The organism is Azospirillum sp. B506 (genome assembly GCF_000333595.1).
GTDB lineage: Bacteria > Pseudomonadota > Alphaproteobacteria > Azospirillales > Azospirillaceae > Azospirillum.
Genome location: NZ_BADK01000962.1, coordinates 1 through 662, shown reverse-complemented (window position 1 = coordinate 662; position 662 = coordinate 1). Strand labels below are relative to the sequence as shown.

Sequence of the window (662 nt, the reverse complement as noted above, 5' to 3'; positions counted from 1 at the left end):
GTTGCGTCTTCGATCATACGGCAGTCTCCAAAAGGACCGGGCACAGGGCAGCCGGGTCGGTTTCGGTCGGAACGCGGTGTCGGTAGGCGCGGGGAAAGCATGCAGCCGGCCTGCGGCTCGGGATACGCCGTCAGTGCCTGACGCCTGTGCCGATGAGAAACACGTCGCGGTCGGCACACGGGTCATAAGGGTCGGCGAGGGTCGAGATGTAGGGATTGTCGCGGATCGGCTCGACCGGGATGTCCTCGCCTTCCAGATACAGCGCCAGCCGGCGGGCCGCCCGTGCGAATTGGAGACGATCAGGTCGGCGTCGCGGGCCAGCGTCTCCACATCGGAATGATCGCCGACCATGATGGTGGCGGCCTTCAGCCGCTCCAGCACCGGGCTTTGCGTCGGCGACACCGCGGCGACAACCTCTGCCCCCATGTCACCGAGGAAGCCGGTGACGGCGTAGAGCAGGTCGGGCTCCAGCGCGATGGCGATGCGCTTGCGGCTGTAGAAGAAATGTCCGTCCAGCATGGCATCGACCAGGGCTTCGCGCTGGCGCCGCAGCCGGGCGGGCGCCGGCCGGCCCGACAGCTCCATCAGCAGGCGGATCAGCTTGTCCGACGCCTCCAGCCCGGTCAGCCGGCTGAAGAAATGGCTGGGCACGTCGGTCTTCA

1 protein-coding gene is annotated in these 662 nt (G+C 67.4%); it reads right to left on the bottom strand.

Features of this window, described 5'->3' with window-relative positions; translation table 11 throughout:
- Positions 1-662, bottom strand: a 662-nt coding sequence (locus I71_RS40290) for a nitrogenase component 1 (RefSeq protein WP_042702911.1), incomplete at both ends; no start/stop codon positions are given.